The sequence below is a fragment of the Alteromonas sp. D210916BOD_24 genome, from assembly GCF_047159385.1.
Taxonomy (GTDB): Bacteria; Pseudomonadota; Gammaproteobacteria; order Enterobacterales; family Alteromonadaceae; genus Alteromonas.
This window is the reverse complement of sequence record NZ_AP038333.1, coordinates 1,103,958-1,129,140: the sequence shown is the minus strand read 5'-3', so window position 1 is coordinate 1,129,140 and position 25,183 is coordinate 1,103,958. Positions and strand designations below refer to the sequence as shown.

General features: G+C 44.6%; 15 protein-coding genes, 2 tRNA genes and 3 rRNA genes. 5 read left to right on the top strand and 15 right to left on the bottom strand.

Translation table 11 applies throughout. The features are described 5' to 3' along the window. Positions 1–24 precede the first annotated feature (24 nt). The 7 genes from ACMCM8_RS04910 to pssA all read right to left on the bottom strand — a co-directional run bounded on the left by ACMCM8_RS04910 (position 25) and on the right by pssA (position 8,501). The gene (locus ACMCM8_RS04910; RefSeq protein WP_412726028.1) at positions 25–783 is read right to left on the bottom strand and encodes a hypothetical protein; all 759 of its coding nucleotides are present in this window, start codon (positions 781–783) and stop codon (positions 25–27) included. Positions 784–1,263: 480 nt separating this feature from the next. Continuing rightward, positions 1,264–1,379: ribosomal RNA gene (gene rrf, locus ACMCM8_RS04905) — 5S ribosomal RNA — on the bottom strand. A 124-nt stretch (positions 1,380–1,503) separates the two neighbouring features. Beyond that, positions 1,504–4,553: ribosomal RNA gene (locus ACMCM8_RS04900) — 23S ribosomal RNA — on the bottom strand. Positions 4,554–5,136: 583 nt separating this feature from the next. Beyond that, positions 5,137–5,213: transfer RNA gene (locus ACMCM8_RS04895), tRNA-Ile, on the bottom strand. 274 nt (positions 5,214–5,487) lie between these two features. Then, a tRNA-Ala gene (locus ACMCM8_RS04890) sits at positions 5,488–5,563 on the bottom strand. Between the two features lie 78 nt (positions 5,564–5,641). After that, positions 5,642–7,174: ribosomal RNA gene (locus ACMCM8_RS04885) — 16S ribosomal RNA — on the bottom strand. The 16S, 23S and 5S rRNA genes sit together here with 2 tRNA genes alongside, the layout of an rRNA operon. 511 nt (positions 7,175–7,685) lie before the next feature. Continuing rightward, a complete protein-coding gene (gene pssA / locus ACMCM8_RS04880; RefSeq protein WP_412726026.1) occupies positions 7,686–8,501 on the bottom strand; it encodes a CDP-diacylglycerol--serine O-phosphatidyltransferase in 816 nt (271 codons plus the stop codon). 314 nt (positions 8,502–8,815) lie between these two features. On the opposite strand from pssA, the gene xdp1 (ACMCM8_RS04875) reads away from it, so the two are divergent. From xdp1 (ACMCM8_RS04875) to prsT, 3 genes are all read left to right on the top strand, one after another. After that, a complete protein-coding gene (xdp1, locus tag ACMCM8_RS04875) occupies positions 8,816–9,697 on the top strand; it encodes an exosortase-dependent surface protein XDP1 (protein ID WP_412726024.1) in 882 nt (293 codons plus the stop codon). A gap of 201 nt (positions 9,698–9,898) precedes the next feature. Further along, on the top strand, positions 9,899–10,765 hold the full coding sequence (gene xdp1 / locus ACMCM8_RS04870; RefSeq protein ID WP_412726022.1) for an exosortase-dependent surface protein XDP1: 867 nt from the start codon (positions 9,899–9,901) through the stop codon (positions 10,763–10,765). An 85-nt stretch (positions 10,766–10,850) separates the two neighbouring features. Next, a complete protein-coding gene (prsT, locus tag ACMCM8_RS04865; protein ID WP_412726020.1) occupies positions 10,851–13,658 on the top strand; it encodes an XrtA/PEP-CTERM system TPR-repeat protein PrsT in 2,808 nt (935 codons plus the stop codon). Between the two features lie 73 nt (positions 13,659–13,731). Here prsT and dld read toward each other — a convergent pair whose 3' ends face one another. Both dld and ACMCM8_RS04855 read right to left on the bottom strand, forming a co-directional pair. Continuing rightward, positions 13,732–15,432, bottom strand: a complete 1,701-nt coding sequence (dld, locus tag ACMCM8_RS04860; protein ID WP_412726018.1) for a D-lactate dehydrogenase — start codon at positions 15,430–15,432, stop codon at positions 13,732–13,734. A 386-nt stretch (positions 15,433–15,818) separates the two neighbouring features. After that, a complete protein-coding gene (locus ACMCM8_RS04855) occupies positions 15,819–16,151 on the bottom strand; it encodes a hypothetical protein (protein WP_412726016.1) in 333 nt (110 codons plus the stop codon). A gap of 286 nt (positions 16,152–16,437) precedes the next feature. Between ACMCM8_RS04855 and ACMCM8_RS04850 the strand changes: the two genes are divergently transcribed. Next, positions 16,438–17,583, top strand: a complete 1,146-nt coding sequence (locus tag ACMCM8_RS04850) for a DUF6607 family protein (RefSeq protein WP_412726014.1) — start codon at positions 16,438–16,440, stop codon at positions 17,581–17,583. Positions 17,584–17,673: 90 nt separating this feature from the next. Here the strand turns inward: ACMCM8_RS04850 and clpB are convergent, their stop codons facing one another. From clpB to rluD, 3 genes are all read right to left on the bottom strand, one after another. Next, positions 17,674–20,250, bottom strand: a complete 2,577-nt coding sequence (clpB, locus tag ACMCM8_RS04845; RefSeq protein WP_412726012.1) for an ATP-dependent chaperone ClpB — start codon at positions 20,248–20,250, stop codon at positions 17,674–17,676. 153 nt (positions 20,251–20,403) lie between these two features. Then, on the bottom strand, positions 20,404–21,126 hold the full coding sequence (pgeF, locus tag ACMCM8_RS04840; protein WP_412726010.1) for a peptidoglycan editing factor PgeF: 723 nt from the start codon (positions 21,124–21,126) through the stop codon (positions 20,404–20,406). 4 nt (positions 21,127–21,130) lie between these two features. Beyond that, the gene (gene rluD, locus ACMCM8_RS04835; protein ID WP_412726008.1) at positions 21,131–22,114 is read right to left on the bottom strand and encodes a 23S rRNA pseudouridine(1911/1915/1917) synthase RluD; all 984 of its coding nucleotides are present in this window, start codon (positions 22,112–22,114) and stop codon (positions 21,131–21,133) included. Between the two features lie 186 nt (positions 22,115–22,300). On the opposite strand from rluD, the gene ACMCM8_RS04830 reads away from it, so the two are divergent. Beyond that, positions 22,301–23,065: an outer membrane protein assembly factor BamD gene (locus ACMCM8_RS04830; RefSeq protein WP_412726006.1), complete on the top strand. Its 765-nt coding sequence runs from the start codon at positions 22,301–22,303 to the stop codon at positions 23,063–23,065. Positions 23,066–23,122: 57 nt separating this feature from the next. Here ACMCM8_RS04830 and ACMCM8_RS04825 read toward each other — a convergent pair whose 3' ends face one another. The 3 genes from ACMCM8_RS04825 to ACMCM8_RS04815 form a co-directional block, all read right to left on the bottom strand. After that, positions 23,123–23,854: a ChrR family anti-sigma-E factor gene (locus tag ACMCM8_RS04825; protein ID WP_412726004.1), complete on the bottom strand. Its 732-nt coding sequence runs from the start codon at positions 23,852–23,854 to the stop codon at positions 23,123–23,125. Next, positions 23,847–24,458, bottom strand: coding sequence for a sigma-70 family RNA polymerase sigma factor (locus ACMCM8_RS04820; protein WP_412726002.1), 612 nt, complete (start codon positions 24,456–24,458; stop codon positions 23,847–23,849). The genes ACMCM8_RS04825 and ACMCM8_RS04820 overlap by 8 nt, the downstream gene beginning before the upstream one ends. Before the next feature lie 121 nt (positions 24,459–24,579). Further along, positions 24,580–25,155 carry an LON peptidase substrate-binding domain-containing protein gene (locus ACMCM8_RS04815; RefSeq protein ID WP_412726000.1) on the bottom strand — a complete coding sequence of 192 codons (576 nt, stop codon included), beginning with the start codon at positions 25,153–25,155 and terminating at the stop codon, positions 24,580–24,582. Between the last annotated feature and the right edge of the window lie 28 nt (positions 25,156–25,183).

Genomic DNA, 25,183 nt, shown 5'->3' with positions numbered 1-25,183 from the left:
TAAACTTTATTTAACAAGGAAGGTTTAATTCAGCGTTTTTTGGCTATATTTCACATGCTCTTTGAGTGTTTTTTCATGAATTGTCTTTGTTAATACCTTCAAATCAGTAACTAACTGTTGGTGATACTTACTGTGATTTGAAATAGCTAAAAAAGTAGGTATATCACGACGCCTTGTTACTACTGTCTGCGGTACAGTTGCTCCGAATTGCTGGATATAATAATTATAAGGCCCTTCATACGTTACTAGTGCTGAAGTCCTACCTATCTCGAATAAATGAATGGCCTCACTACTTGTCGCCATATCAAAAAAGGTATAGCCGTCTTCTAACAAGGCATGTCTTAACCCCAAGTAATCATACCCTCTTATTGCTGCAACCGATTTCTCATTTGCCTTTTCTTTGTTAGTAATCATAACCAGCGACAAAAAGTCGAAAGGAATATCAACAAAATGAACTTTATTATCCAGCGATGAAGTGCCACGCACATTAATAGTGGCGTCTACTTCTCCACTTCCTACCAACTGAAAAAGCCTTGCTGGCGGCAAGCATTCAACCAAAACCCTATACCCCATGTGCGCCAAAAGCCGAGAAGCTGATTCAACGCCATCACCATAACAACGGTTTGCGTCTTTATCTTTGATAACTAACGGGGGAAATTCAATGACACCTAAAACAATACTTTTAGTTTTATTGACGGTGTTTACTTTTGTTGGAGTGGAATGCTGTCCATGCGCTTCTAATGTGAATAACAGACATATAATGATGCTTCGTACTAAAAACATGATGTAGACAATTGACCTTCCTGACTTTTCTACCATATTAGAAAATATAGTAGCATTGCAACTAAGACGAATGGGTTTGGAATTTATTAATGGTAGTGTTAAATACCAACGGGCTGTTTCATTGTGGATATTCTTACATAAGCGCGCCAAAAGGACGCACACTAGGCGTAGTGGTTAGCGACAACGATAACGTGCGTTTACAACGCAAAAAAAGCCCTTGTCATCAGACAAGGGCTTTTTCTTTTATTAGGACCTGGCAGTCTGGAGGGCCAGCCCGACCTACTCTCACATGGGGGTGAGGAACGCTGCACCGAAGGTGTATGACGAATGCCCATTGGCATTCGGCAAGTGACGAACGGTCGAGCTCTGCGAGACCATGGGAATCCCCTTCGGGAAGGTTGACCGCGGGAGTAGCACGTAAGTGCCACTCCTTAAAACAAAAAACCCAGCTTTCGCTGGGTTCTTTGTTTTAGAATTGGGACCTGGCAGTGTCCTACTCTCACATGGGGAAACCCCACACTACCATCGGCGCTAATACGTTTCACTTCTGAGTTCGGAATGGAGTCAGGTGGTACCGTATCGCTATGGCTGCCAGGAAAAACTGGTAACAATCTAGAAAACTGGATATCAATTCAATCAGTGAGTAACTACTTTTTACTCTTACTTGCTTACTTTAGCTTGTCTACAACACTCAAAAGCCTAAAGCTTTTTGGGCGTTGTATGGTTAAGCCTCTCGGGCAATTAGTACAGGTTAGCTTAACGCCTTACAACGCTTCCACACCCTGCCTATCAACGTCATCGTCTATAACAACCCTTCCAGACCTTAAAGGTCAGGGATGACTCATCTTTGGGCCGGCTTCCCGCTTAGATGCTTTCAGCGGTTATCCGTTCCGAACGTAGCTACCGGGCAATGCCATTGGCATGACAACCCGAACACCAGCGGTTCGTCCACTCCGGTCCTCTCGTACTAGGAGCAGCTCCCATCAATCATCCAACGCCCACACCAGATAGGGACCGAACTGTCTCACGACGTTCTAAACCCAGCTCGCGTACCACTTTAAATGGCGAACAGCCATACCCTTGGGACCGACTTCAGCCCCAGGATGTGATGAGCCGACATCGAGGTGCCAAACACCGCCGTCGATATGAACTCTTGGGCGGTATCAGCCTGTTATCCCCGGAGTACCTTTTATCCGTTGAGCGATGGCCCTTCCATACAGAACCACCGGATCACTATGACCTACTTTCGTACCTGCTCGACGTGTCTGTCTCGCAGTTAAGCTAGCTTATGCCATTGCACTAACCTCACGATGTCCGACCGTGATTAGCTAACCTTCGTGCTCCTCCGTTACTATTTGGGAGGAGACCGCCCCAGTCAAACTACCCACCAGACACTGTCCACAATCCCGATAAGGGACCTATGTTAGAACATCAAACATACAAGGGTGGTATTTCAAGGACGGCTCCACATAATCTAGCGACCATGCTTCAAAGCCTCCCACCTATCCTACACATGTAGGTTCAATGTTCAGTGCCAAGCTGTAGTAAAGGTTCACGGGGTCTTTCCGTCTAGGTGCGGGTACACAGCATCTTCACTGCGATTTCAATTTCACTGAGTCTCGGGTGGAGACAGCGTGGCCATGGTTACACCATTCGTGCAGGTCGGAACTTACCCGACAAGGAATTTCGCTACCTTAGGACCGTTATAGTTACGGCCGCCGTTTACCGGGGCTTCGATCAAGAGCTTCGCTTACGCTAACCCCATCAATTAACCTTCCGGCACCGGGCAGGTGTCACACCCTATACGTCCTCTTACGAGTTTGCAGAGTGCTGTGTTTTTAATAAACAGTCCCAGCCACCTGGTCACTGCGGCCTCCATTTGCTTACCACGCGAAGTGTTCACAAACAGAGGCGTACCTTCTCCCGAAGTTACGGTACAATTTTGCCGAGTTCCTTCACCCGAGTTCTCTCAAGCGCCTTAGTATTCTCTACCTGACCACCTGTGTCGGTTTGGGGTACGGTTCATATAATCATAAGTTTAGAAGCTTTTCCTGGAAGCAGGGCATCAACAACTTCACCACCGTAGTGGCTCGTCTCGTGTCTCGACTTTGAAAAAAACCCGGATTTACCTAAGTTTTCAGCCTACACACTTTCACTTGGACAACCAACGCCAAGCTTGCCTAGCCTTCTCCGTCCCTCCATCACTGATTATATAAGTACGGGAATATTAACCCGTTTCCCATCGACTACGCATTTCTGCCTCGCCTTAGGGGCCGACTTACCCTGCCCTGATTAGCATGGGACAGGAAACCTTGGTCTTCCGGCGTGGGAGTTTTTCACTCCCATTATCGTTACTCATGTCAGCATTCGCACTTGTGATATGTCCAGCAAGCTTTACAACTCACCTTCATCCACTTACACAACGCTCCCCTACCCAGCATGTAAACATGCTGCCGCAGCTTCGGTATATTGCTTAGCCCCGTTACATCTTCCGCGCAGGCCGACTCGACTAGTGAGCTATTACGCTTTCTTTAAAGGGTGGCTGCTTCTAAGCCAACCTCCTAGCTGTCTGTGCCTTCCCACATCGTTTCCCACTTAGCAATATTTTGGGACCTTAGCTGGCGGTCTGGGTTGTTTCCCTCTCCACGACGGACGTTAGCACCCGCCGTGTGTCTCCCGGATAGTTCTCATTGGTATTCGGAGTTTGCAAAGGGTTGGTAAGTCGGGATGACCCCCTAGCCTTAACAGTGCTCTACCCCCAATGGAATTCGTCCGAGGCTCTACCTAAATAGATTTCGGGGAGAACCAGCTATCTCCCGGTTTGATTGGCCTTTCACCCCCAGCCACAAGTCATCCGCTAACTTTTCAACGTTAGTCGGTTCGGTCCTCCAGTTGATGTTACTCAACCTTCAACCTGCCCATGGCTAGATCACCGGGTTTCGGGTCTATACCTAGCAACTAAACGCGCAGTTAACACTCGCTTTCGCTACGGCTCCGTTATTCACTTAACCTTGCTACTAAATATAAGTCGCTGACCCATTATACAAAAGGTACGCAGTCACCCCATCACTAAATGTCCCGCTTGCCCTTGCGTTGCATCTTGTATCGTTTTTGACGCTTCCGTTTCTCACGTACTTTTATGTACGCTGCGAGACGGTTCGTAAAAAACGCACAACCTGCTTAGCAAGCGCTGCGCTACATCAGGTGAGCTTCTCACTGAGCGCCGAGGCACTTAGTGATGGGGCTCCCACTGCTTGTACGTATACGGTTTCAGGTTCTATTTCACTCCCCTCACAGGGGTTCTTTTCGCCTTTCCCTCACGGTACTGGTTCACTATCGGTCAGTTAGGAGTATTTAGCCTTGGAGGATGGTCCCCCCATATTCAGTCAAGATAACACGTGTCCCGACCTACTCGATTTCACTGTAAAGAACGCTTCGTGTACAGGGCTATCACCTTGTATCGCTCCTCTTCCCAAAGGATTCCACTACACTCTAAACAGCTTAAGGGCTGCTCCCCGTTCGCTCGCCGCTACTAGGGGAATCTCGGTTGATTTCTTTTCCTAAGGGTACTTAGATGTTTCAGTTCCCCTCGTTCGCCTCGTTACACTATGTATTCATGTAACGATACCTGTAAACAGGTGGGTTTCCCCATTCGGACATCTGTGGTTCAAATGCATTTTGTCGGCTCACCACAGCTTTTCGCAGACTTACACGTCCTTCATCGCCTCTAACTGCCAAGGCATCCACCGTATACGCTTCGTCACTTAACCATACAACCCCAAATAGCCTTCTGTTTTGGACTTTATGCTTCGCGGCTTTTCCTCGTTCACTCAGTTACATACGTTTATGTATGCGCCTTCGCTCACTCGTCTACCCGCTTGCCTAAACCCCAAACCATCGCCTATTACGTTTTTCAACCTAATAGATGATTGCTTTCCCGCCTTTTGAATCCGGGATTGAGTATTGTTGTATGCATGACAAGCTAATCGGAAGAATTGCCTTGCTATCAAATCATCGATTGATAACAAGCAATTCAGTCAAGTAGAGTAAAAAGTCATCTTTCGATTTCTCAGTTACTCAATTTTGATTGATTACTATTAATATCAGCTTTCCAAATTGTTAAAGAACATTCGCAAAATGACGAATCATTTCACTTTAGAGTAAAAAACCCTAATCAATCTTTACTAAAACAGTAAATATTCATTAGGATTTCGGGTCCAACGTGACACAAAAATCAGTTTCCACCTTAGCCTTTGACTACCGCCAACTTTAGCGAGTAGAAAAACCGTCAGGAAGGCTCCCTTCCGATTAAGCGGCTTTTTCACGACCACTTGCTTCGCAAGTGCAGGTGAATGGTAGGCTTGGGCAGACTTGAACTGCCGACCTCACCCTTATCAGGGGTGCGCTCTAACCAGCTGAGCTACAAGCCTTCAGTTTACTGCGCCTAAACCTCGTATTTGAACACTTGATTTCGTCGTTTGTCAGTTACATACAGGTGTATGCGCCTTCCGCACTCCTCAAGTCGTATTCAATTACAAGCTTTATGCTTGCAACCTGCCGTTATTTTTACGTAATAACTGTTTATTAGCCTCAGTGGCTAAACTCTTCACAACTTTAGCGAGTAGATAAATAACAAGTCGATTTTACATCGACGATAAGTTATTTATCACGACCACTTACGAAGCAAGTGCTTGTGGTAAAGAATGGTGGAGCTAAGCAGGATCGAACTGCTGACCTCCTGAATGCAAATCAGGCGCTCTCCCAGCTGAGCTATAGCCCCATAAACTTGTGTCGTTCTTCATTTTTAAACAAGACTATCTGTGTAGGCACTGCATCAAGGCGTCTTTCGACGTAATGGTAAGGAGGTGATCCAACCCCAGGTTCCCCTAGGGTTACCTTGTTACGACTTCACCCCAGTCATGAAACACAAAGTGGTAATCGTCCTCCCGAAGGTTAGACTAACTACTTCTTTTGCATCCCACTCCCATGGTGTGACGGGCGGTGTGTACAAGGCCCGGGAACGTATTCACCGCAGTATTCTGACCTGCGATTACTAGCGATTCCGACTTCATGGAGTCGAGTTGCAGACTCCAATCCGGACTACGACATTCTTTAAGGGGTCCGCTCCACATCACTGTCTCGCTTCCCTCTGTAAATGCCATTGTAGCACGTGTGTAGCCCTACACGTAAGGGCCATGATGACTTGACGTCGTCCCCACCTTCCTCCGGTTTGTCACCGGCAGTCTCCTTAGAGTGCCCAACCTAATGCTGGCAACTAAGGACAAGGGTTGCGCTCGTTGCGGGACTTAACCCAACATCTCACGACACGAGCTGACGACAGCCATGCAGCACCTGTGTCAGAGTTCCCGAAGGCACCAATCTATCTCTAGAAAGTTCTCTGCATGTCAAGTGTAGGTAAGGTTCTTCGCGTTGCATCGAATTAAACCACATGCTCCACCGCTTGTGCGGGCCCCCGTCAATTCATTTGAGTTTTAACCTTGCGGCCGTACTCCCCAGGCGGTCTACTTAGCGCGTTAGCTTCGCTACGCACGAATTAAATTCACACACAGCTAGTAGACAGCGTTTACGGTGTGGACTACCAGGGTATCTAATCCTGTTCGCTACCCACACTTTCGCACATGAGCGTCAGTCTTTGGCCAGGGAGTCGCCTTCGCCACTGATGTTCCTCCAGATATCTACGCATTTCACCGCTACACCTGGAATTCCACTCCCCTCTCCAAGACTCTAGTCTGCCAGTTCTAAATGACCATCCCAGGTTGAGCCCGGGGCTTTCACATCTAGCTTAACAAACCGCCTACGTGCGCTTTACGCCCAGTAATTCCGATTAACGCTCGCACCCTCCGTATTACCGCGGCTGCTGGCACGGAGTTAGCCGGTGCTTCTTCTGTTGTTAACGTCACGGCTAGCAGGTATTAACTACTAACTTTTCCTCACAACTGAAAGTGCTTTACAACCCGAAGGCCTTCTTCACACACGCGGCATGGCTGCATCAGGGTTTCCCCCATTGTGCAATATTCCCCACTGCTGCCTCCCGTAGGAGTCTGGGCCGTGTCTCAGTCCCAGTGTGGCTGATCTTCCTCTCAGAACAGCTAGAGATCGTCGCCTTGGTGAGCCTTTACCTCACCAACTAGCTAATCTCACTTGGGCCTCTCTTTGCGCCGGAGCCTAAGCCCCGTTTGGTCCGAAGACATTATGCGGTATTAGCAGTCGTTTCCAACTGTTATCCCCCTCGCAAAGGCAAGTTCCCAAGCATTACTCACCCGTCCGCCACTCGTCATCTTCTAGCAAGCTAGAAATGTTACCGTTCGACTTGCATGTGTTAGGCCTGCCGCCAGCGTTCAATCTGAGCCATGATCAAACTCTTCAATTAAATATATCGAAATATGAATCGTCGTTGTGACACTCTTAACGAGTGCCCACACAGATTGTCTTGTCTAAATTGTTAAAGAACGATAGTGCAGAATCGCGATTGCTTTTCATCGTGACTTCTGCGCAAGGAGGAACAACATTACTCTCAGTTGATTCATTTTCCTTGCTTCGCAACTTGATTATTTACCTCGTTGCTAGCGCCTCTTTCGAAGCGGATGCGTATCTTACAGCGCATCTTTTTTTTGTCAACAAATTTGTTTAAATTATTATTCAAACCAGTTGTTTAACAAAATCCTCAACCGACAAACTTTAATGCAGTTCCCTGTTGAGGAGGCGCGTATTCTACGCATTTAGTTTTAGTCGTCAACACCTCTCTAGTAAAAATCATAAAAAAAGCGACCGATAGGCCGCTTTTTAATCATCTTGTATTTAATTTGAACAGATTTGCTACATTTAATAGCGTTGCCGTTTAAATTTTCATGTTTGTGTTTGCCGAATGCCTCATATAGTCATTAAGATTTAGGCGTCTTTTCTTCAGCACTATCCTCATTACCCGTTTTAATTTTGTCGCCACTAAAGTCCGCATCTTCTTCGTGATCACCGACTACATCATCAAGGGTCACCTTTTCAACTGTGCGAAACGTGTTGATTGGACCCGCCAAGGCATATAAAGCAAATACTAAAAAAAGTACTAAGGCAGGCTCGGTAGCAACGACGACAAAAATAAGTAAAACAAGCAATAAAGCAACAAAAGGCACTTTGCCGTGCCAATTTACTTCCTTGAACGAGTTGTATTTAAAATTGCTCACCATTAAGAGTCCGGCAAGTCCGGTTACCCCAGCAACTAACAACCCGTAATCGGTACCCACTGCGTCATATTCGACACCCACCCAAACCAGTCCGGCAACAACGGCAGCCGCAGCGGGGCTCGCCAAACCCTGGAAGAAACGTTTATCTGCAATACCTACTTGCGTATTAAACCTTGCTAAGCGAAGTGCCGCGCCTGCAACATAAACAAAAGCGGCTAACCAACCTAACTTACCCAGTTCGGTTAATCCCCAGTTATAAGCAACCAATGCTGGTGCCATTCCAAAAGAAACCATGTCGGCCATTGAGTCATATTCGGCACCAAAGTCACTTTGGGTATTAGTCATACGTGCCACACGGCCATCTAACCCATCAAATACCATCGCTACAAATATTGCTACCGCAGCAGCTTCAAAACGACCATTCATGGATGAAACTACCGCGAAAAAACCTGAAAACAATCCAGCGGTAGTTAATAAGTTGGGTAGCAAGTAAATACCCTTTCTTTTTTGCTCAGACATAAGTCCTCTTCGATAGCGATTAACTTTCCCGATTATTTCATAGTTAATACCGTGCGCAAAGTGTATTGGTAAATGTGCGAGAATTTGTACGAATTGCGCAGTTAGTCATTCACATAACAATCTCTGCAGCTTACTTTGTATGAATGGTTACAAAATAACCGCGTATAGTCCTACATACCTTACATATCTACGAAGTCCGATATCATTATGTCTCCATGTTGAAGTTCGATTTATATAAGTAAGTAATAAAGGATGTTATTACCTATTTATTAATGAACTACACCTTAAGACATTTTTCTGTGAGGTTTAGTCATATGAAGGCAGTAAAACGAAAGCTCGTTACAACTTTTCTTTTTGTTACCACAGTCTGTATGTGCAGCACCGCATTAGCGGGTTATAGAACGAGTTATAAAAACTATAGTGGTTGTAATGATAGTGACGCTAATCAAACGTCCTGTGATAGCTCACTAGGTGAATCAGTATACGACTTAATCGACGAAGGCGTTTATATCAATACTGACGCTCATTATTCGAGTGTCTCGGTAGATGGCGTGAATATTTCTGTTTCTGCCTGGTCCGATACAGTAGGCACATACAATGACGATATTGTCACCTCAGCCTATATCGCTGACCTGGGTAATTATGGTTATGGCGTTTACAACAGAGATGACGAATCAAGGGGCAGTTCGCCAGACCACGCCATTGATAGTGTCAACACGGTACACTACAACGTCGATCATGATTTTGACTTTGTCTTACTCTCATTTTCAGAAGAAGTGACTTTATCTGGCGCTGCATTCAGCTGGGTTGGCAATTCAAATAACACGCAGGTTTCTATTGCGGGGCTCAACGATATAAATGGGCTGACTTCAAATACACAAACGTGGTCAAATATTGTTGAAAATGCATTAACTGCAGGATCTTATGATATTAAAAACTGCAATAGTATTGATATAGCACAATTTGATAAAAATGAATCAGCTAAGTATTGGTTGATAGGGGCTTACAACGCAGTATTTGGTCAGTTAAATGCAAATATGTTTGACGATGCGTTTAAATTGGCCAGTATCGGCTTTTCCAAACCTACTCCACAAGATGGTCCTTCTCCTTCCACTCAAGTTGGTGAACCCCAACACATAGGAATACTTTTAGCAGCCGGCTTAATTTATGCCAGACGACGTAAAGCTGCTCGATAGTATCTGCGCGTGTCGCTCTTAACGTCACGCGCTTCTAGTCTTTTGACTAATAAATCCCTCCAAGGATGTCAGCTTTTTTTACCCAAGCGGATCATTAATAATAAAAAACCGTGCCAAATCATCACAATAAAATAATGGCATGAAAACTGCTTTAACAAATGGATAAGTTTTATAATTCCTTTGATACGAGCGCGTATTTTGATGAAAATCTTTTCTTTTGTAGTGCTAAGCCTTTCCTTTATGCTTGCTGCGTCATCAAGCTTTGCAATTGCAGGTACGACGGTTCCCACTGATACGTCGTTAAATGAACACGTTTATGATCTGTACGTAGGTGGTGGCAGTCACGATCATATTGACTACACGATGAATGCAAACATGTCATCTGTAGTAATCGATGGGACAGAGATAAAAGTCGGTGTCACAGCATGGTCGGATACGGCCAATATAAGCAGTAGTTACGATGATGATAAAGTCGTTAAATATTCGCAGTTAAACGCTTACGGGGACGGCTTCGGTCTTGTCAACAATAACCACAACGACTCTCACACTCTAGATAATTTCACAGGGGGTGACGATTTCGATATGGTGCTATTTTCGTTTAGCGAAGCGGTAACACTGACTGGCGCAAACTATACTTACTTACAAGGCTATGATACTGGCAAACAAGTTACGGTAGTGGGTCTGAATGATATTTCTTTATTTCAGAATCACGCGTCGAATGGATTTACGTGGGCTGATGTGGCCTCCGGCGTTGGTACTGTTATCAGCGACGGGCATTTTAATATCTCTTCGAATATTTCGCATGGTGGCGCTCACGGGAACTTCAGTAGTGACTTTACTGGCTTGAGTGCAGCAAAGTACTGGTTAGTCGGTGCCTATAATATTTATTTTGATGACAGCACAACCAGTTTCCAGGGTTCAGGTTTCAAACTTGCTTCATTAAATTTGACCTCGTCAGGCCCCGACATTGTCCAGCCGCCAACGCAAGTTTCTGCACCTTCATCAGCAATGTGGTCGTTAGTGTTAGTGTCATTATTGCTATGGCGTCGTGACAAGCAAACCAAATAATTTTATTTAACGTGTAAAAACACGTATCTTATAAAGGTGGCGAATGCCGCCTTTTTTATTGACGTTTATTAGGCCAGTTGTGTTTATGTTAGGAATTGGAAAACTTTCAAATGTTGCGCTATTACTTTCAAGCGCAGTACTTTTTACCGTTGGGTTCAACGCAAGAGCTACTACATCAGAAGACTATGAAAAAGCCCTCAAATCATACAACATAAACGAGTTTGACGAAGCCTATATTCACCTCAAAAATAGCTTACAAAAAGATCCTCAAAACCTTGCGGCAAAAATTTTGATGGGCCGTATTTTACTTATCAATGGGTACTTGGTAGCTGCCGAACAAGAGTTTATAGAAGCCATTGAAATGGGCGCAGACATTAACTTGCTTGCTGAACCCTTGGGAAACACTTGGCTGTTTTTAAATAAGTATAAAGAAATTATAAACTTTCAAGAAACCACCACATTAACGGGCGAAAATAAACGCAATTGGCAACAAACTAGGGCGACAGCCTGTACACGGTTAGAGGATCTCGACTGTTCAAAGAACGAGTACAATCAAATTCTCGAAAACTACCCCAATTACCTTCCTGCCATTAACGGTCTAGCAGCCATTGCTCTTCAGCAGGAAAACGCACCGTTAGCACGCTCGTATGTTGAGCGGGCTGAACAACTCGACAAAGAAAACGCGATAACATGGCGACTCAAAGGTCAATTAGCGTACCTTGAAGGCGATGCATCTACTGCAACTGAATATCTGCAACGTGCGCTAACCTTTGACCGAGAAGATCCCATCGCCCTTCGCAATTTAGTCGATCTATACCTTCAGGCTAAGGATTATGACCGTGCTCGCCTGTTTGTAGCAGAAATAATTCAAGATACGCCCAATGATCCTCTGGCAATACTGTTAAATAGCTGGCTTGAAAGTCGCGGCGAAAAAGAAATCATTGATAACGAAAAATTGCAGCAACTCAACGAATTTATGTCGCAATTATCGCCAGAGTTAATCGCTTCGCAGCCCATGTTACTTTATATCAGTGGGCTTACTAACTTTTTTAACAATAACATGGAAAAGGCGGCCAAGGATTTCACTGCATATTTACAGCGCGAACCTGAAGATATTCAGGCCGTTATGATGTTGTCTCAAGTTTATCTTGCGACACAGCAATATAAACAAGCACTGATTTTGTTAGAAAAGCATCAACGGGCACTAATAGAAAATATCGACTCAGCATTGGTGTTAGGCGACCTGTTTATTCGACAAAACAAGGCGTTCAAAGCAGAGCGTTTGTTGCGTTCATTGAACGATCGCTACCCCAACAACCCCCAACTTCAACTTTTTGAAATTAAACTGATGGCAGCGAGAGGTAAGCAAGATGAGGCTCTGGCTATTTTGGAACAGAACTTCCAAAGTAATAGTCAAAGCTCAGTTTACCTTTTTACCTATGCATTAATGCACTTGCAGACACAAAATTATACTAAAGCCCTGCAAGGTGCCGACCTACTAGGAAAGTTACTGCCTGATGAAGCTGAAGTATTTAATCTAAAAGCGGGAATTTTAATCCGCCAGGGCAAGCTTCAAGAAGCAAAACAAAATATTGAACAAGCACTCGCGTTAAAACCCACGCTGTTCCCGGCCAAGTTCAATCTAGCAGCGACCGAAAGTCGTTTAGGTAATGTTGAAAAATCAAACGAGCTGGTCGAAGAACTATTATCACTTTCACCCAAGCATACTGAATCCCTTCTGCTTAAAGCGTTTAATTTATCGAAAACAGGTATGCGCGACCAAGCTAAGCAAATTTACCTAGAAATAATTGTCCTCAACCCTGAAAACATCCCTGCTAGAGAACGTCTTATTCAGATATACCAGACAGAAAGGGATTTTGAGACTGCGCTATACCATGTTGACAGATTATTGAAGGACAATTTTGATAACCCAGATTACCTGCTTGATAAAGCGTCACTTCAACTTACTATGCGTCAGCAAAAAGATGCGCAAAAAACGTTGGGTATAGTTGAAAACTTTATCAGGAATGATGCGCCTAGATTAGTGAAGTTCAGTAATCTACAAATGCAACTTGAAAACCCTCAAGGTGCACTAAATGCACTTGTAGAAGCGCAAAACGCTGCGCCTGATAGCACATTTATTGCCCTTTCGCGAGTTCGACTACTTATCCAGTTAAACCAACTGACTGGCGCAGAAGCTATACTGAATGACTTAGCCAAGACTCAATCTAAAAACGCCAATTATTGGCATTCTTATGGTGAATTTCTAGCAGCTTCAGGAAAAGATGCACAAGCTGTTGAAGCATTTCAACAGGCTCTAGCGCTTGATCCTAACTTTTCACAACCGCTGATTGCTTTGTACAATTATGCTTTACGCGAGTCTTTTGTAGAAATATTTCTTTCTCAAACAGAAGACATCGCTAATAGCTACCCAAGTAATTTACTTGCTCGAAATCTCTTAGGCCAGTATCTCTTTTTTATCCGAGATTATGCGCGAGCCATACCTATCTACACTAAGTTGATCGAAGAGCCGAACCTATTAAATCCAGCACAGGCATATAACAGGCTCGCTTTAATGAAAATGGATAACTCGCTTGAACAAGCAGCAGGATTAGTGGAAAAAGCCTACGATTTGTCCCCGAGCAATGCAGATATTCTTGATACCTTTGGCTGGGTAAAAGCGCAACAAGGTGACTACGAGGGAAGTCTTAAACTACTCCGCGAGGCCTTTTCCCGCAACGCCAAAGATCCGAACATTCGCTATCATTTAGGGTATACCTTAGCCAAATTAAATCGCATTGAAGAAGCAAAAAAAGAACTGTCTTTTGCAGTAAACACTGAGCGCCCTTTCTTTATGCGACCTCAGGCTCAACAGCTATTAAATAGCCTGTAAATAGCTTAGCTGATAGACGACTTCATACTTTTTTAAACCAAGAGTCGCTACGCGCGTTGAACGTGCGTAGCGACTAACAACATGCACAATTTCGACTGTGTTTAGATGTCCCGCCGATGCCAGGATTGAAAGTATTGGTGGGATCGAGCTCGTGATAAAAAGAAACTAACGTGTCTTCGGCTTCATACAAGTGCCCCACATTGTGTTCGGCCGGATACTTAGCTCCTCGCTCATCAAGCAAAGCCAGCATTGCTTGTTTGACCTTTTTCGCATTGCTGCCTTTTTTCAAAATATAATCTTGGTGAAACACGTGACAGAAGAAATGACCGTAATACAAGGACTTCTCAATATCTTTTGAAATATATTCAGGCAAGGACTCTACCCATTTTTGCTCATTCCGCTTCAATGCGATATCCAGTGCCAAAATATCACCCAGCTTATTGTCATGCATTGTTTTAAACCGCATAGCAGCACCTGCCGCAGCGAAGCGCAACAAAAACGCTCTTTCGGTTTCATCTGCGTTACACGTGATGAATTCACCGGCTTTCTTTTCAGCTTCAAACAACTGAGAGAGTAATGTGTTTGCCTCCATTATTCCCTCATCGCTCATTTTCAAAATTAAATGATGTTCATATTTATCTCTACATTGTCGCAAACGGGGTGGGATTTGATCAGGAAAGAGCCCACTTCCCCATTGCATCAGCTTGTCGCTTACAAATGGTGGAATAAAAGGAATGGATTTTAGCCTTGCGTCAATACGACTTTTCATGGCGAAAAGCTTCGGCAACGCTTTTGTACCAAGATGACGAATACTCAATATTGTGTCTTTACCATACTTATCTGCAATGTCGAATACATCCCGATGAAGATATTCCCCTACCTCAGGCAAATGAGTAAATTCAGTTAGAATTCGTCGCCTGATATCCGTCAATACAGAGGGATCATTTGTTCCGATATAGTAGGTTTGTTCCTGCGCAGGAATACTAAAGGTATCGAGCCTCACCGCGAATACTGCTATTTTTCCTGCACATCCACTCGCTTCATACAAGCGGGAAGGGTCAGCGTTGTATCGGCTTGGTGAATCTGCGTGAATATCGCGCAAGAGGGTTTCGTAATCGGTGGCTGACGCTTTTTTGTCCGTAGTAGCTAGGGTGTCAGGGAAATTGCCAGACGACAAATTAGCGAGTATTTCCTCTGGCGAATCTCCCAGATAAACTCCCAAGTGATTGACGAGATGAAGATTGCCCAAAGAATCAACCTGGGCAAATACTGACAACTCAGTATACGCAGGCCCCCGTTTCACCAATGCTCCACCAGAGTTATTAGCAACGCCCCCCACAATTGAGGCCCCCAAGCAAGAAGAGCCAATAACAGAATGCGGTGACCGATTGTGAGGCTTAAGTAACTGTTCCAGTTGGTGTATGGTTGCGCCAGGAAAACTAATTACCTGTTTGCCCTCATTAATGAGGATAAGATCATTCATCGCCAGTGTGTTGATGACTATTACGGGTCTATCGTAATCGTTACCACTTGGTGTAGAGCCTTCTGTCAGCCCCGTGTTGGCCGCTTGCATAATAATGATATAGCGCTTTGCAACGCATATTTTTAACACTTCCCAGTATTGGATAAGTGTTTGCGGAAACAATATTGCTAGTGCATCCCCTTCTCCAGAACGCCAACCTTTGCGGTAAAACTTGGTCTGATTATATTCTGTAGCGACATTTTGCTCCCCGAGAATGCGCTTAAAGATGTCGATAGTCGGGGCTTCATTCATGATCAATTCCTGGTAAGTAGCTCTACAGTCACGCTGGTTCTAGTTGAACACGGCAAACTAATTAATGTCCATTCAACAAGCATTAAAGGCAATGGACAAGGCTTTGAGGGCAAATGGCACAAGAAACAAACAATCATCCGTTTCCTATAAACAACCACACGTAAAACGCTATCTACAAATCCGTCATATGAAAAATGCGAAGCAGCGCCTGACACTGGTATTAATATCAAACAGTATCACACAGTGGGCACGCTAGCGTGTAAACTTATTTTTTGAGAAATGGGTAACATTCCGCAAGAGCCTATTAGGGCTTAAAATACACTGTTCAAAATAATCGCTGGCTCAGGAGTTAAAAACCACCAGTAGAGGAGATGGGAACATCCATACTACATAAAGAATGATAAGGTACCACTGACAAGTAATACCGCAGTAGTAATGAGGGCAGTACTTTGAACCGCCTTAGTCCAAGTTTCAGAAAACACGGTCAAACATAAGGTCAGCGAAAAAACAGTGAGGCCAGCCATTATTGCATCTGAAATAGAAGAAGAACCGTTATAGGTACTGATAGCATATATCGCAGCTGTCGTTCCTAATGCACCTAAACCACTTAATAGACCGCTGATAAGCAATCTAACGCATATATCGCCTAGCAATCGCGATGGAATTTTGGTCACATGTAACACATCGTGGGCGTAAATTTTGTGTTGTTGTACTCGCATATTACTCTCTCCTAATGACACGCCCTCCGCTCAAAGCAAATAATAATCATTATCATTTATAAATCAAGTTTTTTCATTACTCTCATCAATTAAATTAATCATATTTTGCGCAAGTTTACTTATATACAAAACAACGGACATCTCTTAATAATAATGATAATTATTTTCATTTAAATAAATTTATGTTATTGTCTCGCCTACATGCTAAGCATGTGTGTTCTCTTAGAAAGCTCTTTCGCAGGCGTATGCCTGCGTTTTTTCTATTAAGGCCTCACAAGGAATTATTATGAAGCGAAGATTAACCGCAGCGAGTTTATTGACATTTTTAACGCTGATTTCGGTCAACGCCTCTACCCACGAACCAACTGAAACATGTCAATCCCCTACTGACGGCTATTTTGGTTGGCAGTTTGAAACTGCTTGCCATGCAAAAGTTAGAGGCGGAACTTCAAAGGGAGGGCCAGTTCAGCTCGCCTCACAGCCATACGAGGGCTTTCGTTCTACTCAACAGTCATACCCTTCGGTCAAACAACAGGATATAAGTGCCATATTGGCCATGACTGGCACCTATCGAGTAGGATTCGATTTTATGGAAATAGCCTTGTATGTGGAGAACGCTGAACTTGCAATTCCCTATCGTTCATGGGGCACAGAATATGTGCATGTTGTTGAACAAAGTGATGATTTTATAAGCTTGCAACATACTATGGTGATGGTTTTTGAAGACGAGAATGGCGAACTTAGCGAGCCCATGGTGATGAAGCACTGGCGACAAGATTGGCAATACGAACCTGCCAGTATACTTGTCTATAAAGGTAAAGATATCTGGGCGCTTGAACCATTAACTGAGCAACATCGCCAAGGCGTATGGTCACAGACGGTCTACCAAGTTGACGATTCTCCACGATACGGCGGTTACGGTAAGTGGCAACACACGCCAACGGTATCCGCGTGGGAAAGTTCACAAACTCACCGCCCCCTCCCCCGCAGAGAGTCTTCTGTTCGTGACGACTATGACGTGTTAATAGGTAATAACACCCATTCTATTCTGCCCAATGGCTGGCTTCACGAAGAGGAAAACTATAAAGCTATTTTGGGCAAAAGCGATAACCCGACAAGTGCAACTAAATACATTGCAAAAGAGTTAGGTCTGGCGCGCTATGAAAGTATTGCTGACTACAATATCAATTCTGGATTGGATTATTGGCAGCGGACTGGCCCTTTTTGGAAATTAGTCAGGGCGCAATGGAAAGCTTTATTTGAAAAGCATGGGGAACTGAAAGTAAAGAGGTATACCGATGAAGGTACCCCTAAGTTTGTGGAGTTTTTCAAACTAGCGGAATCATTAGATGTAGAAAATGACGAAGCCGGCGCTAAACAAAAAGTCAGCGATGCAATCCTTCGCTATGCCCATCCCGTTGAAACTCGATAACCGTTGCTAGTGTCAAAAAAAGAGTGGCTAAGCACAAACATGCTTAGCCACTCTATATCCATCTTCAACTACACAGAGCTGCCAACTTGTTTATTGACTGACTACAAACAAACCCGTTTCATCTGCATCTATTCTGATAGTGGATTCTGGTTCTAGTTCACCGGCCAATAATTGATGGGCCAATGGGTTTTCAACCTGAACCTGAATGGCCCTTTTAAGTGGGCGGGCGCCAAATACAGGATCAAAGCCAGCTTCTGCCAATGTATCCATAGCGGCTGCAGATAAAGTAAGTTTGTAGCCTTTCTCTGCTAATCTAGCGCGCAGTGATGCAAGCTGGATCTTCGCTATCGATTTTATTTGCTCTTTGCCGAGTGGATGGAATACCACTATATCGTCAACCCGGTTAATAAATTCGGGTCTAAAGTGCTGTCCTACCACTGCCATTACTGAAGCCTTCATTTCTTCATACTGGCTTTCGTTGTGTTTGTCTTGAATAACATCCGAACCTAAATTAGACGTCATTATGACCACAGTATTTTTAAAATCTACCGTGCGTCCTTGTCCATCGGTTAATCGTCCGTCATCAAGTACTTGCAACAAAATGTTAAAAACATCCGGATGGGCTTTTTCCACTTCATCTAACAGGATCACAGAATACGGTTTACGGCGTACTGCTTCAGTGAGATACCCACCTTCCTCGTATCCTACATAGCCCGGAGGCGCCCCAACCAATCGCGCAACCGAATGCTTTTCCATAAATTCGGACATATCAATGCGCACCATGGCATCTTCCGTATCAAACATAAAACCAGCTAATGCTTTACATAGCTCAGTTTTACCCACCCCAGTCGGACCTAAGAATAAGAATGAACCAATTGGGCGATTGGGATCGGCAAGTCCAGCACGAGAGCGGCGAATTGCATTGGACACCGCTTGAACCGCTTCCTCCTGGCCTACAACACGTTTGTGCAGCACATCTTCCATGCGAAGAAGTTTGTCTCGCTCTCCTTCCAGCATTTTCGTTACAGGAATCCCCGTCCAACGCGATAGCACATCAGCGATTTCTGCATCGGTGACTTTATTTTTGACCAATTTAGTTTCGCGGGTCTCATTCTCAGCTGCTTGCTCTAGTTTTGCTTCCAACTCAGGAATGCGCCCGTATTGAAGCTCTGACATCCGGTTTAAGTCTGAGGCACGACGGGCTATCTCTAAATCCAATTTAGCTTGTTCAAGTTCGCTCTTAATGGTTTGCGTGCCTTGCATTGCATCCTTTTCATCAAGCCACACTTTCTCAAGCTCAGCGTACTTACTTTCTGCTTGTTCACGCTCTAACTCAATCATTTCTAACCGCTTATGACTGGCGTCATCGGTTTCTTTCGCCAAGGCCTGCTCTTCTAATTTAAGCTGAATAATACGGCGTTCGAGACGGTCCATTTCCTCGGGTTTAGAGTCAATCTGCAAGCGAATACTAGAGGCAGCTTCATCGATGAGATCAATAGCTTTATCCGGTAACTGTCTGTCGCTAATGTAACGATGTGACAAACTGGCCGCCGCAACAATTGCAGGGTCAGTAATATCCACCGAATGGTGTAGCTCATAACGCTCTTTCAATCCGCGAAGAATAGCAATGGTGTCTTCCACACTGGGCTCTTCCACCAGCACTTTTTGAAAACGTCGCTCTAAGGCCGCATCTTTTTCAATATACTGGCGATATTCATCCAGTGTTGTGGCACCCACGCAATGGAGTTCACCGCGCGCTAACGCTGGCTTAAGCATATTACCTGCGTCCATGGCACCGTCGCCTTTACCTGCACCCACCATAGTGTGCAATTCATCGACGAAGAGTATTACGCGACCTTCCTCTTTGGCTAATTCGTTGAGTACTGCTTTTAAGCGCTCTTCAAACTCACCGCGATATTTCGCACCCGCCACTAATGCGCCCATATCCAGGGCCAACACGCGCTTGTTCTTCAAGCCTTCTGGCACTTCACCGTTAATAATTCGCTGAGCTAGACCTTCAACAATTGCCGTTTTACCCACCCCAGGTTCACCGATTAGAACCGGGTTGTTCTTGGTTCTTCTCTGTAATACCTGAACGGTTCGACGTATCTCGTCATCGCGCCCTATCACGGGGTCGAGTTTGCCCTGTTCAGCCCGCTCGGTTAAATCTGTAGTGTATTTTTCCAATGCCTGACGCACGTCTTCTGCGTTAGGATCGGTAACTTTTTGACCACCGCGCATATCATCAATAGCGGCTTCAATAATATCTTTTGTGATATTAAGGCTCTTAAGTATTTCACCAAGTCGCCCTTTGTCTTGAAGTGCTGCCAATACAAATATTTCAGACGTGATATATTCATCTTTGCGTTGCTGAGCAATCTTGTCGCACAAATTCAGCAAAATGCCACTGTCTTTGCTCAATTGAACATCACCGCCAATACCTTCAATGCGCGGCAGTCGCTCAATTGCCTGACTCAGAGCAGAGCGAAGGGCGTTTACATTGATATTCGCTTGATCCAGCAACGGACGCACAGAACCACCTTGCTGATTTAGCATAGCTGTCATCAGATGCACAGGCTCAATGTATTGATGATCTCGACCCAATGCGAGCGATTGAGCATCGGATATAGCGAGCTGAAATTTGCTGGTAAATCTATCTAATCTCATAATCTCAACCTAAAAAATAAAACAATATTAATGTTCTAGTTATGGGAGCACGTGAATTACGATTCAAGTATGAGAATTAAAAGTTAGCCAAAAAGATAAGAAATTGTAAGGAAGATTTGATTTAGGACAAGTTTTATCCTATTCACTCACCGCTCAAAGAAGGCCGATAACGCTTACAATACGTCCCGTCGACTTTTTATTTTGATGGGTTGCGCGACGATGAGAATAAAAGAGCTCATTTTGGCAATAGGTACAAAGATGACTTTGTGTAATAGAGCCGACACCGGCTTGGGTTAATTGCAAAGCCGCGATAAGTGGCAAATCTAGTAAAAACTTTTCGGGCTCTGGCCCTGGTGATACCGCCCCAGTATAGTTTTTAAAAACCCCCGCCACTTTGGCATCAACTTCATAACACTTTGCACATATAGCAGGTCCAATCCACGCCATTATATTGCATGGCTTACAGTCAAACTGCTCAATAGCGTGTAGGATTATTTGGTTATCTAAGCCCTTCCAGCCCGCGTGAACTGCAGCTACTTCTGTGCCTTTAGTGTCACACAGTAAAACAGGCACACAATCTGCTGTCATGACTGCACAAAAATAGGCTTTAGAATTACTGTATGAGGCATCCGCTTTAAGGTGAAGCGTAGGCAAATTGACCACACGGTTTCCGTGCACCTGCTCAAGCCATACAATTTTTTCACTGTGTGGCAATTGCTGGCGGTTCGTTTCCACCAACGACAGATTATCACCGACATGTGCCCCCACATTGAGGCCTTCGAAGTCACCAAGGCTAACGCCCCCTTTACGCGTAGAGGTATACGCGACGACATTGTCAGGACAAGACCACTGTGGGGTAATAAGCCTAAGTGACATGGGATTACAACAAATCTTCTGGATTGTCGGCCGTGTCTTTTCTAACCGCTTTTAACAGTGCCTGCATATCGTCAGGCAATGGTGCCTTAAACGTCATCCATTCCTCTGTTTCTGGATGAAACAGCGATAGCTGAGCGGCGTGCAGCGCTTGACGCTGGAATCCGCGTAACGCAGTAATAAACGCGTCCGACGCCCCTTTTGGTAAGCGAGGACGCCCACCATAGACTTGATCGCCCAACAATGGGTGCTTGATATACGCCATATGTACACGGATTTGATGAGTCCGGCCAGTTTCTAGCTTTAATCGAAGGTGCGTGTAGGCTCTAAATTTCTCAATGACGCGATAATGCGTTACGGCTGGCTTGCCAGACTCTCGCACTGCCATGTGGGTGCGTTTGGTCGCGTGTCTACCAATAGGCGCGTCGACGATACCACCAGCAACCATTGTGCCTAGTGCTATGGCTTCATACTCGCGGCTCATTTCACGACGTTGTAATTGGTCGACTAAGTGAGTTTGCGCTGGAATAGTTTTGGCAACCACCATCAAACCAGTAGTATCTTTATCAAGGCGGTGAACAATACCCGCCCGAGGCACTTTGTCGATATCGGGGACATGGTTTAAAAGGGCATTCAAAACCGTGCCACTTGGATTTCCTGCACCTGGATGCACGACTAAATCAGCAGGTTTATTGATCACCAGAATATGTTCGTCTTCATAGACAATATTCAGATCAATGTCTTGTGCCTCACTTGAAACCTGTACGTCCATTTCAGCTTGAACTGTCACAAGTTCATCCATCTGCATTTTATGTCGAGGTATTGTAATTACCTCTCCGTTTACGGCCACATTTCCTTCTTGAATCCAAGTTTTTAGCTTAGAGCGAGAATATTCAGGGAACAAATCAGCTAAAACCTGATCTAACCGTAAACCAAAATGCGCTGCTTCTGTTGAAGCCTCTAATTGTATTGTGTTGGGCGACTGTGTCATAACACCATAGATTACGTATAAAAGAGGTTATTATAACAAGTATTCACGCTATACACTGCCTTGTTTACGTTTTTGTATGGTTTTTCTTACCGTTAGTACGTTAGAATGCAAAAAAGTGTTGGTGGTTTAACACGTAAGCGTAGACAGCGAAGTATTTAAACTGTTTAGCAGGAAACTAGAATTATTATGAAATCATTTCGATTACTAGCCCCCGTATTATTGGGCGCTATGATATCTGTCGCAGGCTGTAGTTCTTCGAACAATGAGGAAAAGGCCGTATTAGCTAACATGGGTGCGCAGCAACTGTACGACAGAGCGAAACAAAGTATGGAAGTCGGTAACTTTAGTGCCGCAGCGCAAACATTAAGTGCTTTAGATTCGCGATATCCTTTTGGCCCGCTTTCCCATCAGGTCCAACTTGATCTTATTTACAGTTACTACAAATCGGGTAAAAACGAAGAAGCGTTAGCGACTATCGACCGTTTTATTCGACTCAACCCTAATCATTCTGACGTAGATTACGCCTACTACATGCGCGGTCTGACAAACATGGAATCAGACAGCAACTTATTCCAAGAGCTGATGAAAATTGATCGCACTGATAGAGACCCTTCTAAGTCTCGTCAGGCCTTTGAAGACTTTCGTCGTCTAATCCAACAATATCCTGATAGCAAATATGCCGCTGATGCAAAGCAGCGTATGGTTTACATCAAAGACCGCCTCGCGCGCTACGAAATTGCTATTGCGCGTTTTTATATGAGACGACAAGCGTATGTCGCAGCTGCAAATCGCGGTCGCTATGTCATCGAACACTTCCCCAATACCACACAAGTGAGAGAAGCACTTGAAATCATGGTGGCTAGCTATGAACAGCTCGGCTTAGATGAACTAAAGGAAAACGCGATGAAGACGCTAAGGCTTAACTACCCCGACAGTGACTTTATCAGTTAGTTATTCATCAATTACAAAAAAACGCACCACGGTGCGTTTTTTATTTCTCGCGTCAGACTATCTAAAAAATAAATGACTAAAGGGATTTAATAATCTTGCTAGACCCGATGTAAAATGCAACGGCTGATCGACAATACTAAATACCAAACACCCTTCTTTAGCGTCGGTGCGAGGTGTGTGAGTCTTATCCCCGTCCATAAAAATAAAGTCTCCAGTATCATAGTGATGCAATCCATCACTAAATTCACCATCTATCACCAAGGTATATTCTGTACCTCGGTGGGTGTGTTCAGGGACACTTCCCCCTTTACCCATATAGATGAAATTGGCTACACCCTGATTACCGAAATCAACTGGCGCCTGCCATAGTTTCCCAACCAGACTTGACCAGTTACCGGTTTTATCAATATAGCGTTGAAGCGTCCTCGGGAGATGAAACACCCGACCATCTAACTCGATAGTCGCAGCATCAATTACTCTACTCCCCACACGCACTGCGGGATCAACGCTAGTTTGTGATGTATTCATTCGACGCTTGTCGTCCACTTCTAACGACGAAGGAAGCTGTGTAATTTGAGAGATCATATCGCCGAATTCACGCGAAAGGTTACTATCTCGTGGTGAACTCAAGACCATATGTGCAGCCAGTCGTTCAGTCTCTGTTTCAACAAGACTTTGGCATTGACTACACATGTCGCAGTGCGCTGACACAACTAAAGATATGGTTGGAGGCAATGCGCCTTCAACGAAATCTCGTAGTTGTTGTCGAGCTGGGTGGAACTTAATCATTATCGCTTAGCATTACCTTTAATCGTTGAAGCGCCAAACGGGTTCTCGATTTCACTGTACCTAACGGTATGTCGAGTTCGTCTGCCACTTCCTGCTGAGATTTTCCGTCGATATAGATCGCCTCAATTACGGCTTTCTGCTTGATAGGCAGTGATTCAAATAAGTGACCGATTTGCTCTAAAGTCACCTGTTCGTCTAACGGCGCTTCGTTGACGTCCGCGGTTTGCTCACACAGCACTGGCCACAAGTCATCTGAACAGACGTCTTCTTTTCTATTCTGTAGCTTTCTTAACATATCAAAACGAATGTTACGTGCAATAGTAAATATCCACGTGGAAGGTGAACCTTTTTCCGCGTTGAACAAATGCGCTTTTTGCCACACGTTAGACATCGTGTCTTGAACCAGTTCCATGGCAAGTGCTTCATTTCCCATTTGTTTTAGCGCATACGAGCGCAATCGGGGCGCGAAGTAGTTGAACACTCGTGCAAAAGAGCGCTTGCATCGACTGTTGGCAACTGCCACGAGGTAGCCAGACATTTCGTTCGCACATTCTTTAGGTTTGACTGTGCTATTGCTCTGTTCTAATGGAATTCCAACTAACATAAGATTCGTCCGCTTTTCCGTTCTGGTTCATTTATTCTACGACGATTTGACTTAATTCGTTCTCGAAATTCGCATAAATTGAGTTACGTTTTTGTAATGTTTCAGTGAATTGTCACCTTACTTACACTATGAGTGACGACAAATAGTTCAGCAGATTCGTGCACTCTTTTTGATTGAGGAAATGTTGCTTTTGTGAACCGTCCACAGGCAACAGCTCTAACCATCTGTTTAATACCCAATTAGGGCAATCAAACTTTGGTTCGTCATACATCGACGCGAGTTCCTCGTAACTCCCGAATATCTCTTTAAGTCGCTCGTCCATAGGCGCTAATTGCTGAGGTGATAATTCGCATATCCAAGGCGCCTTGGGCGTACACAAGCCAGTTCGAAGCCCGTCGTCCTCTGTGCGAATATCTGCAACCTCAACTAAATGTGAACCAGCAACCTTTATGCCAAGCAAACCGTCGTCCAATAGGTCAAAGTCGACAACACGGGCAAACGTACCAATTTTGTGAATGTGTTCGTTCTGTGATTTGTCTCCACCTGCATTGAGCATACACATCACAAAGCCTTTATTTTCAGCACATGCTTGTTTCACCATGCGTATGTATCTAGGCTCAAAAATACGTAAAGCCATACGCCCTTCGGGAAGAAGGTGCGCTGACAAAGGAAATAAAGGAAATCGTTCTTCACTCATATTTGATGCTTCCAAAAACACGAGATTA